Origin of the sequence: Moritella sp. PE36, assembly GCF_000170855.1 — a bacterium.
Lineage (GTDB): Bacteria > Pseudomonadota > Gammaproteobacteria > Enterobacterales > Moritellaceae > Moritella.
On record NZ_ABCQ01000088.1, the window covers coordinates 1 to 10644 of the forward strand.

Below are 10644 nucleotides of genomic sequence, written 5' to 3' on the forward strand. Positions count from 1 at the left end.
CAGCAATGGCATTATTAGAAAATACCGAATTAGACGCTGAAGAGATCGCTAAAAAAGCCCTGACTATTGCAGGTAATATCTGTGTATTCACCAACGGTTTCCACACCATTGAAACTATCGATTACTAAATTTTACCGAATTAAAGGACACTTATTATGTCGTCAATGACTCCCAGAGAAATCGTTTCAGAATTAGACCACCATATTATCGGTCAACAAAATGCCAAACGTGCTGTCGCTATTGCCCTGCGTAACCGCTGGCGCCGCATGCAGTTAGACCAAGAACTGCGCCAAGAAGTCTCTCCAAAAAACATTTTGATGATCGGTCCAACCGGTGTGGGTAAAACAGAGATCGCACGTCGTTTAGCCAAACTAGCAAACGCACCCTTTATTAAAGTTGAAGCCACTAAATTTACTGAAATTGGTTATGTTGGTAAAGAAGTTGATCAAATCATCAAAGACCTAACAGATGTTGCGGTAAAACTAACACGTGAACAAGAAATGAAGAAATACCATGTTCGCGCAGAAGAAAATGCCGAAGATCGCGTATTAGATGCGTTACTGCCAAACCCACGTAATAACTGGGGCGAAGAAGAAAAAGCCAGCAATGATAATACTCGTCAAATCTTCCGTAAAAAATTACGCGAAGGAAAATTAGACGATAAAGAAATTAGTATTGAAATTGCCGCGCCACAAATGGGCGTTGAGATCATGGCACCTCCAGGTATGGAAGAAATGACCAATCAGTTACAAGGCATGTTCCAAAATTTATCTGGCGGTTCGACGACAAAATCACGCAAGATGAAAGTAAAAGAAGCATTGAAACAACTAGTTGAAGACGAAGCAGCGAAACTAGTTAATCCAGAAGAATTGAAAGAAAAAGCCATTTTCGCAGTCGAAAACAACGGCATTGTCTTCCTTGATGAAATCGATAAAATCTGCAAACGCAGCGATTCAAATGATGGGGGAGTATCACGCGAAGGGGTACAACGCGATCTATTACCACTTATCGAAGGTTGTACGGTCACCACCAAACACGGTATGGTGAAAACAGACCACATCTTATTCATTGCATCAGGTGCTTTCCAAGTCTCCAAACCGTCTGACCTGATCCCTGAATTACAAGGGCGTCTACCAATCCGCGTTGAATTAGATGCGCTTACAGCAGCAGATTTTGTGCGTATCCTCACCGAGCCAAACGCATCATTAACAGAGCAATACACGGCAATGCTGAAAACGGAAGGCGTGAACGTTGAGTTCACCCCAGATGGTATTGATGGTATTGCCAACGCCGCTTGGAACGTAAATGAGAAAACTGAGAACATCGGTGCCCGTCGCTTACACACAGTAATGGAACGTTTAATGGAAGAAATTTCATTTGACGCATCAGAAAAGAATGGCCAAAGCCTCGTTGTTGACGGTGATTACGTCGGTAAGTATCTTAACGAATTAGTCGAAGACGAAGATCTAAGTCGCTATATACTTTAATTTACACCTGACAATATTTTGTAGTTAAATTAAATACCACAAAAAGGCGCTTGCATGAGCGCCTTTATTTTAACTCAAGATCGTGATTAACGCCGATGTAGTAATGCGCTTTGAGTTACATCTATCGGTTTTAATTTATCCGTGAACTGACACCAATGACAACGAGTCCTTCGGAGTGAATTGAGTTTTTTCTTGAGTCTAGAGCGTTTCATTGACGGTCCTCTCTGGTTGTCAAAAATATGATCAGTATTCTCAGTCCAAATAAGATTAGCTCAGCTTTGCTAAAATACCAACCGCAGCCAACGCCAATTCACTGTATTAAGCGCACCACAATCAGGATAGCGTTTAATGTGAATAATTAATTTCCGCTCTAATTCAAAAATTTAACGACATTATCTCTTCGCAGAATATGTAGTTATTACTACAAATTAATTAATTAATTTTTAAGCGGCAACTTAGATAATTAAATCTATTTACCGGTAGTTAAGTCGCCATTTCCAGCCGTAAATTATGGTAGGCTAGGAATAGACTCTCACAGATAAAATTACTAAGAAGCTTCTGCAACCTATGTCCAGTAAACACCCATGTGTCGAATTTGATAATCCTTATAATTTAACCACTGAATCACAACTTGCAGATAAATATCATCATGAAATTTCGCAATTTTGGGATGCGAAGATCGTAGAACACACATTACAAGGTGTTGATAATATTACCCTGCGCTACGCATCTGCTGTTATAAGTAATACCAGCCCTGCCATTGTGCTATTAGGCGGACGCTCAGAGTCTTATCAGAAATTTCGCGAGCTAATTTACGATCTGTACCAACAAGGTTACTCGGTATATTGCTTAGATCATCGTGGACAAGGCATGTCAGATCGTTTACTTAAAAACCTGCACAAAGGCCATGTTGAACATTTTCGTGATTACGTCACTGATTTAAAGCTATTTATTGATAAAATAATGCGTCCGACCCATCACAGTAAACAGTATTTACTGTGCCATTCGATGGGCGGCGCAATCGGCAGTTTATATTTGCAAAGTTATCATCACGATTTTGATGCCGCGGTATTAGCATCCCCGATGTTCGGTATTAACTTTGGTCAGATACCGCGTCCGATTGCCAGTATTTATAGCCGTGCCATGCACATCGTTAATAAAATAATTCATACCGAATCATTTTATGCACCCGGTAAAGGTGACTTTGTTCATTCCCCATTTGAAAATAATCAGCTAACCCACAGTTCATTACGATTTGATCTTTTCCGTCGTAGTTACGGGTTTTATCCACAGACTCAGTTAGGCGGACCAACAATTAACTGGTTACAACAAAGTATTAAAGCCTGTCGTCGTGCGATCCAATACGCGGGTAACATCAAAACGCCAACCTTGATCCTACAAGCTGGCGGCGATGAAGTAGTACTAGCAGAAGCACAGCTGCAATTCTGCCAAGCATTAAGCCATGAGCACAATCAGCACCAACCAACGCAACCTGTTTTAATCCCAGGGGCGGCTCATGAATTATTCTTAGAAACGGATATTTTTAGGATCCCTGCGCTGACTGTAGCATTAAATTATTTTGCCAAACATTAAGCCAATTACTACGGACAGTCATCACGATAAACACTATTTTAGACACATAAAATAAAGTAAATTTTGAGGTTAAGATGTATAAAGTTATCGTTTCTGATTTAGATGGTACGTTACTGACGCCTGCACATATAGTCTCAGAACAAACCAAAATAACGATCCACAAGTTACTTAAACAGGGTAAAAAGTTCATCATCGCCACCGGTCGTCATCATGTCGATGTAGAGGCTATCAGAAAAACAATTGATGCTGAAATTTACCTCATCACCTCAAACGGTGCCAGAGTTCACAACCATAAAGGTGAACTGATTTACAGCAAAAATATAGCCACAGATATTGCCCAGATGATTACTGAAATTAACTTACCGGAAACTATTCAAGCCAATATTTTCCGTGATGACGAATGGTTTGTGAACACACCTAACCCAGAGGTCCTTAACTTCAGCCAAGATTCGACATTTAGCTATCAAGTTGTGGATCTCGAGGCATTAGACAAAGCCGGTATTGCTAAATTCTTTTTCTGTGGTCCACATAAAGATCTTGTTGCCCTAGCTGCACAAATTAACGCCCAATACAGTACCCAATTAAACGTCTCATTCTCGTTACCGGAATGCTTAGAAGTCATGGATATTAATGTCAATAAAGCCCAAGCACTTGCCGAAGTACTGAGAATTAAAGGTTTCACCATGGCAGAAACCGTGGCCTTTGGTGATGGTATGAATGACGTGGAAATGCTACAAGCCGTTGATAAAGGCTTAGTCATGGGCAACGCTTCGACCATGCTTAAAGCGACATTACCAGATTTTGAAATAATAGGTGACTCAGCTGATGATGGGGTTGCCCAGTATATAGAAAAATATATATTGTAGTTACTCACTGGCAATCGCATAATAATGTATGAATTAGTTACTCCGAAAGGACTTCGCGGTAACTAATTTAAAATACACGATTAACGTTTAAATAAGCTCTCGATATCAAGGATGAATTATGCTTCGAGTTATAACCTATTTCTGTCTATTTATCATCACCGGCTGTGCTCAACAGCACCAACCTATCGTCAACAACAGTCTTTACTCTCTCAATAGCAGTCAACAAGTAACAGAGCCCGCGCTTAGTACTAAATCATCAATACCAAATATCAGCAACGCACCGAATGCCTCGATAGCCCCAGCTAAATATTATAATTTTAGTGGTATCGTTACCATAACGGCACAGCAGCGTACAATACGTTTATGCCATAATGAACAAGTATTTAACCTTCAACCTAATAGCCACTTACTCGCGCAAATTGAACGTTTAAATCAACCCAATGCCTATATCGAATTTGAAGGCCAAATAAACCAATCACTAAATCCGCGTCACCAGCGTGCAATTATCAGTATCGCGCAGTTACATTTTTTATCTAATCAAAATAACAGTGCCTGTCGGTCTGTCACTTCGCGACCAAACTTTGAGATCAGCGGCTCACAACCAGACTGGCTTGGTTATGCTCAAGACAACCAGTTCACCTTCATAATCAAAGAATTAAATAGTAAGTGGGCGATTAAGAAAAGTGTCATCACCAAAGGCTTACGGGCATTTGTCGAAACCGAGAACAGCGACGGCGAACAATTAAACTTAGCTTTTACCGGTAACGGCTGTATCGATAGTAATAATAGTTATTGGCAGTATGAAAGCAAGTTATATTTAAAGGGCAAACAAATAGCAGGCTGTGCTAAATACCCCAACCAGCAAGAAGATAGCCAAGATTGGCTTGGCCATTATCGCTATAAAAACAATAATCTTACCATTGAACTAGAACTAGCCAAGCATCACCAAGCTAATGTGAAATACCGCTATAGCAAGGGTAAAACTCAGACCGCGCGTGGTTTTTGGCATCCCTATGGTTCATCAGGCCTGAAGCTATTACTCACTCAGCATCAGGGTAATAAAACTAACGTTATCTATCACTTCCGACGTGATGGCGTCAGATTACAGGCAAGTCACCAATGGCGAGATAACCAGAAATATAGCTTTAATGGTGCACTATTAACCCTAGATAGGATGACAGATGAAGTTGAGATTGGATCATTTTCGACATTAACCCTCAATACGCAAACTCGTGAATTCCAAGCCCAAGATATCGCGTCACCAACAAAGAGTACGCCAGCAATCAATAATGCCGTAAAGCGCTATTTTACCATGCATAAAACCAAAACTGACAACTCCAAATATTGGTTTAGCGAATATGACTTAAACGGTAACGGCCGCAAAGATTTGTTAGTGATGCTCGACTGGTGTGAAGGTGAGGGTTGTGTTTTATTAGTGTTTGAGAACACCTTAAATCGTTATAAATTTATGAGCCGTATAACGCAAGTACAAGCGCCACTACAGATAAGTAAGACACAGCGACATCTGTGGCAAAGTTTATTAATAAAAGATAAGCAGCAATGGCTACAGCTCGACTTTGATGGTATCAGCTACCCATCCACAACGCAGAATAACAACTTAGCTTCTGATACTAACTTCACACAAGTTAAATTATTCAGCACCCCGTTAACAGCAGATAATGCCATCCGCATAAAATAAATGCTAAATTATATCTGCTCAACTAGGGCTCATAAGCCCGAGTTGATGTTTGAATTAGCCGCGTTAATTTGTGTAGAGACAATAAAGATTGCCCGTAGCGGCTAAACTGCTGATAGATAGCTGTGTTTCAATTGCTTCCACTAGCTCACTGGTCTGCGGCATTCTTGGCCATGTATCACCGATGAGTACGAATAAGATTCGTGCAGGTATATTTAATATATTTCAATTGATATTGAAAAATTAAGCCATAAGATAAAAGGATTTTAGGATGATGTTTAAGAAATTAACAATTGCGGGAAGCTTGGTCGCATTATTATCTGGTTGCTCAAATACAATTGAAGGATTAGACACAGATCTAGAAACAGCTGCCAAAGCCAGAATAAAGCTACGTGAAGTTTCATACGGTACTTATTATCTTTTGGTAGAAGTTAAAAAGGTTAACGGACATCAACTGGATGTAATACGACCTGTATTTATGACTCTGCCATCTGAGACATCACTTAATTTCCAATTGCAATGCTCTCACATATACAGAAACGATCAAACGTGGACGAATACTGCTGTGTTACAGCAGACATTGGAGAAAAATATGTGCTACAAAATGAAAGTTGACTATAACCGAAAAAACAAAAAAAAATATAAACATGCCAATTGGGGTTATTGCGAATTAGTTGAATTCGAAAAAATAGACTGCAGTGAAACTTAAGATTAAATTCTAGTAATGGTTAGCCATGATGTTAAATCTGGTGAAGCAACTCCCAGATATAATTTCAAGTTCGCACTTATGTGCAGGAACAATAAAGAATGCCCGTAGTGGTCGATATAATTACAAAAGAGTTTGCCCGTAAGTTGCTTTAAATAGCGATTCATTTCAACGCTGTTATTAAGCCTATTCATAGAGTCAGTAAAGATAATGGATTAACCCACTACGGGCAAACTTTATTGTCACTACACATAATTATACAAATTGGCCACAGCTCCAGCCTGAAGACCATGCCCATTGAAAATTATAACCGCCTAACCAACCACTTACATCCATAACTTCACCAATAAAATATAAACCAGGGGCTTTTTTAGCTTCCATCGTTTTCGATGATAACTCGTCAGTATCAACACCTCCGAGTGTCACTTCTGCGGTACGATAACCTTCTGTGCCATTCGGCTTAACTTGCCAGTTATGTAAGAGCGTTGAGATATCATTAAGATCTTTATGCTGTAATTGCTTAAGCGTGCATTCAGGTAACAACCCATCAGCATAAAATATCTCTACAAGACGTTTCGGTAACACACGCGCTAAGGCAGTTTTAAGCGCTTGGTTGGGACTTGATTCCGTCATTCCAGCTAAGATTTCAGTTATTTCGGTATCAGGTAACAAGTTAATAGTAATTACTTCACCGGCATTCCAATAAGATGATACCTGTAATACTGAAGGGCCAGAGAGACCACGATGGGTAAACAACAGGGCTTCTTTAAAGCTAACACCTGATACTGTCGTGATACGCGCAGGTAAACTAACGCCTGACAGCTCCGCATATTTATCTTTATCATGCTGTTGTAAGGTAAACGGAACCAAACCTGCTTTCGTCGCATTTACTTTTAGACCAAACTGTTCTGCGATCTTATAACCATAAGGCGTCGCGCCAAGTTTTGGCATAGAGAGCCCACCCGTAGCCACAACCACAGATTCACAATTAAGTGCACCTTGACTCGTTTGCAAATGAAAACGACCATCCTCTGCTTTTTCAATAGATAGTATTTCAGTGCGTAATTGGATCTTAACACCTGCCCAATCACATTCGGTATGTAACATTTCAACGATATCTTTTGCTGAGTCATCACAGAATAACTGGCCATGGTCACGTTCATGATAGGCAATACCATGACGTTCAACCATATCAATAAAGTCCAACGCGGTATAACGACTTAATGCTGATTTAACGAAATGTGGATTGGCACAAACGAATGCATCTATAGAAAGGTCATTATTGGTGAAATTACAACGTCCACCGCCACTAATAAGTACTTTACGACCGGCTTTCTTGGCATTATCGAGAACCAATACTGAGCGACCTCGGTAACCAGCACTTGCCGCACACATCAATCCTGCAGCACCGGCACCAATTACTATCACATCACAACGTTGGCTCATCGAAGACCTCTAATTTAACTACAATACAAAAATGGAGCCGCAGAATAGCATTAATTATCCAGATACCCAAACGACTTCACCGACTATACCAAGAGATTTTTATAGCTTGTTGATACGTTCTTCCACTTCAGGCTCTAAATATGCCATTTCATTAAGATCTGCGGCCCACTCATGTTTATCTTCTAGCAGACGTAACATACGGATCGCAGCCACTTGTACGATAGCGACTTCAGACCACATTGATTTATTTAGACAACGCCAATGGTCAGCATCAATACGTTTCGGGTTATTAAGCTGTTCACTGCAAGTATCACAGATTAAAATACAATCATCATAATCGGGGGTTGTCGGTATAGGCGCGACTTCGAAAATATTTAGTTTAACCCCAGATGCATCACATGTTTCGCAATGCGAACGTGCACGTCGCGCTAAATTTTTACCGAATGAATTTAATTCATCTTTTCTATGTTGATGTTTGTCTAAGCCTTTAGCCATAATGTTCAATTCCTATATATTTAAACTGTGTTGAAAATACGTTTATTTGTCAGGAATAGCAAACGTTAGCACCATAAAAAACACTATAAAATATCACTGGTTTAAATACTTCATAGATGACAAGTGGATTGCTATAATCGATTCACATGGATAGCATTTTAGTAAAGGAATAACGAATGATCCCAATCAATAAACCTCTCAACCCGAATTTTTCATCAGGGCCTTGCAGTAAGCGTCCTGGCTATGAATTAGCACAACTAGACATAACCACACTTGGTCGCTCACATCGTTCTGATATAGGCAAAGCAGCCCTAAAGCAAGCTATTGAACAAACCAAAGAACTCTTAAAAATCCCAGAGGACTATCGTATCGCGATAGTCCCAGGTTCTGATACTGGTGCTATGGAGATGATGCTGTGGTCATTACTCGGGGCAAGACCAATTGATGTTTGCTACTGGGAATCGTTTGGTAAAGGCTGGTTTAGCGATATTAAAAATGAATTACAACTTAGCCATGTGAATGAAATCACTGCTGATTACGGTCAACTGCCTGATTTAGCAACGACGAATCCAGAACATGATATTGTGTTTACTTGGAACGGTACCACCTCTGGCGTTAAAATCGCTAATGCAAACTGGATCAGTGAACAACGTACAGGTCTAACGATTTGTGATGCAACCTCAGCGGTATTTGCTATGCCGATGGCATGGGATAAACTCGATGTCACCACATTCAGTTGGCAAAAGGTATTAGGAGGGGAAGGTGCTCACGGCATGATCGTACTTAGCCCTGCAGCAATTGAACGTTTAGAGTCTTATACCCCTACTTGGCCATTACCTAAGATCTTCCGTTTAACTAAAAATGGTAAATTGATTGAGGGGATCTTTACAGGTGCAACAATTAACACCCCGTCAATGCTATGTGTAGCTGATTATTTAGATGCATTAAACTGGATAGACAAAATCGGTGGTGTTGACGCTGCGATTAGTCGTTCTGAGAACAATCTCGCTATTTTAACCAACTTTGTTGACCAACATGAATGGATAGATTTTCTTGCCGAGCAAGCTGAATATAGATCGAATACCAGTGTATGTTTACGTTTAGCGCTGAGCGATGCCGAATTAAAAGAGTTCAGCAAGTTATTAGCAGAGCAGCAAGTAGCCTACGATATTAATTCCTATAAAGATGCACCCTCAGGCTTACGGATTTGGTGTGGTGCGACGATTGAAAGTCATGATATTGAACTACTACTGCCTTGGCTCACTTGGGCATATGAAAAAGTAAAAACATAGACTTAATATTACTAAGCTCTAAATATAAAAACCAGCCGTAGGCTGGTTTTTGATTGTCTGTCGCTAAATTTAATCACGACATACCCTGTATCTTAATTAGTTCAGATAATAATAACGCGAGAAATATTAATCTGCGGCCTTAAATTACAGACACAAAAAAGCCGATATCATTGCTGATATCGGCTCTCTCTAATTTGGCGCTTGGCGATGCCCTACTCTCACATGGGGAAACCCCACACTACCATCGGCGTTATTACGTTTCACTACTGAGTTCGGAATGGAGTCAGGTGGTACCGCAACACTATGGTCACCAAGCAAATCTGGTTTGCTTTCTATAAGAAAAATTAATTTCTATTGTAATCTGAAAAGCTATAAATAAAGAAGTCTTTAAAACATAAAGTGTTCAATCAATTCTTAAGTCAAATTTCAATTAATCATACTTTAATTTGTATGGTTAAGCCTCACGGGTAATTAGTACAAGTTAGCTCAATGCCTCACAGCACTTACACACCTTGCCTATCAACGTTGTAGTCTCCAACGGCCCTTCAGGGAGCTTAAAGCTCCAGTGAGAACTCATCTCGAGGCCTGCTTCCCGCTTAGATGCTTTCAGCGGTTATCAGTTCCGAACTTAGCTACCGGGCAATGCCATTGGCATGACAACCCGAACACCAGTGGTTCGTCCACTCCGGTCCTCTCGTACTAGGAGCAGCTCCTCTCAATTCTCAAACGCCCACGGCAGATAGGGACCGAACTGTCTCACGACGTTCTAAACCCAGCTCGCGTACCACTTTAAATGGCGAACAGCCATACCCTTGGGACCAACTTCAGCCCCAGGATGTGATGAGCCGACATCGAGGTGCCAAACACCGCCGTCGATATGAACTCTTGGGCGGTATCAGCCTGTTATCCCCGGAGTACCTTTTATCCGTTGAGCGATGGCCCTTCCATTCAGAACCACCGGATCACTAAGACCTACTTTCGTACCTGCTCGACGTGTCTGTCTCGCAGTTAAGCTGGCTTATGCCTTTGCACTAACCACATGATGTCCAACCATGTTTAGCCA

8 protein-coding genes, 2 rRNA genes and 1 pseudogene are annotated in these 10644 nt (G+C 40.7%); 7 read left to right on the forward strand and 4 right to left on the reverse strand.

Annotated features, from left to right (window positions below; all coding sequences use genetic code 11):
* The 6 genes and pseudogenes from PE36_RS22810 to PE36_RS22835 all read left to right on the forward strand — a co-directional run.
* Nucleotides 1–128: pseudogene (locus PE36_RS22810) on the forward strand (HslU--HslV peptidase proteolytic subunit); the annotation flags it as partial.
* A gap of 27 nt (nt 129–155) precedes the next feature.
* Nucleotides 156–1487 (forward strand): ATP-dependent protease ATPase subunit HslU, encoded by a 1332-nt coding sequence (gene hslU, locus PE36_RS22815; protein ID WP_006034482.1) that lies wholly within the window; start codon nt 156–158, stop codon nt 1485–1487.
* Nucleotides 1488–2054: 567 nt separating this feature from the next.
* Nucleotides 2055–3080: an alpha/beta fold hydrolase gene (locus tag PE36_RS22820; RefSeq protein ID WP_006034483.1), complete on the forward strand. Its 1026-nt coding sequence runs from the start codon at nt 2055–2057 to the stop codon at nt 3078–3080.
* A gap of 74 nt (nt 3081–3154) precedes the next feature.
* On the forward strand, nt 3155–3946 hold the full coding sequence (locus PE36_RS22825) for a Cof-type HAD-IIB family hydrolase (RefSeq protein ID WP_006034484.1): 792 nt from the start codon (nt 3155–3157) through the stop codon (nt 3944–3946).
* Nucleotides 3947–4064: 118 nt separating this feature from the next.
* Nucleotides 4065–5645, forward strand: a complete 1581-nt coding sequence (locus tag PE36_RS22830) for a hypothetical protein (RefSeq protein ID WP_006034485.1) — start codon at nt 4065–4067, stop codon at nt 5643–5645.
* A 268-nt stretch (nt 5646–5913) separates the two neighbouring features.
* Complete coding sequence (locus PE36_RS22835; protein WP_006034486.1) at nt 5914–6351, forward strand: hypothetical protein; 438 nt, start codon at nt 5914–5916, stop codon at nt 6349–6351.
* A 252-nt stretch (nt 6352–6603) separates the two neighbouring features.
* On the opposite strand, the gene PE36_RS22840 is transcribed toward PE36_RS22835, so the two are convergent.
* Complete coding sequence (locus tag PE36_RS22840) at nt 6604–7794, reverse strand: NAD(P)/FAD-dependent oxidoreductase (protein ID WP_006034487.1); 1191 nt, start codon at nt 7792–7794, stop codon at nt 6604–6606.
* 99 nt (nt 7795–7893) lie between these two features.
* Complete coding sequence (locus PE36_RS22845; protein WP_006034488.1) at nt 7894–8289, reverse strand: hypothetical protein; 396 nt, start codon at nt 8287–8289, stop codon at nt 7894–7896.
* Between the two features lie 176 nt (nt 8290–8465).
* On the opposite strand from PE36_RS22845, the gene PE36_RS22850 reads away from it, so the two are divergent.
* Nucleotides 8466–9581 carry a phosphoserine transaminase gene (locus PE36_RS22850; protein WP_006034489.1) on the forward strand — a complete coding sequence of 372 codons (1116 nt, stop codon included), beginning with the start codon at nt 8466–8468 and terminating at the stop codon, nt 9579–9581.
* Nucleotides 9582–9780: 199 nt separating this feature from the next.
* Here the strand turns inward: PE36_RS22850 and rrf are convergent.
* Nucleotides 9781–9896 (reverse strand): 5S ribosomal RNA (gene rrf / locus PE36_RS22855).
* A gap of 135 nt (nt 9897–10031) precedes the next feature.
* Nucleotides 10032–10644, reverse strand: a 23S ribosomal RNA gene (locus PE36_RS22860); the annotation flags it as partial.

What these genes read in the sequence shown, in the direction of transcription:
- PE36_RS22825 (WP_006034484.1), top strand. Translation starts at nt 3,155, where the DNA reads ATGTATAAAGTTATCGTTTCTGATTTAGATGGTACGTTACTGACGCCT.
- PE36_RS22820 (WP_006034483.1), top strand. Translation starts at nt 2,055, where the DNA reads ATGTCCAGTAAACACCCATGTGTCGAATTTGATAATCCTTATAATTTA.
- PE36_RS22830 (WP_006034485.1), top strand. Translation starts at nt 4,065, where the DNA reads ATGCTTCGAGTTATAACCTATTTCTGTCTATTTATCATCACCGGCTGT.
- PE36_RS22845 (WP_006034488.1), bottom strand. Translation starts at nt 8,289, where the DNA reads ATGGCTAAAGGCTTAGACAAACATCAACATAGAAAAGATGAATTAAAT.
- PE36_RS22835 (WP_006034486.1), top strand. Translation starts at nt 5,914, where the DNA reads ATGATGTTTAAGAAATTAACAATTGCGGGAAGCTTGGTCGCATTATTA.
- PE36_RS22850 (WP_006034489.1), top strand. Translation starts at nt 8,466, where the DNA reads ATGATCCCAATCAATAAACCTCTCAACCCGAATTTTTCATCAGGGCCT.
- hslU (WP_006034482.1), top strand. Translation starts at nt 156, where the DNA reads ATGTCGTCAATGACTCCCAGAGAAATCGTTTCAGAATTAGACCACCAT.
- PE36_RS22840 (WP_006034487.1), bottom strand. Translation starts at nt 7,794, where the DNA reads ATGAGCCAACGTTGTGATGTGATAGTAATTGGTGCCGGTGCTGCAGGA.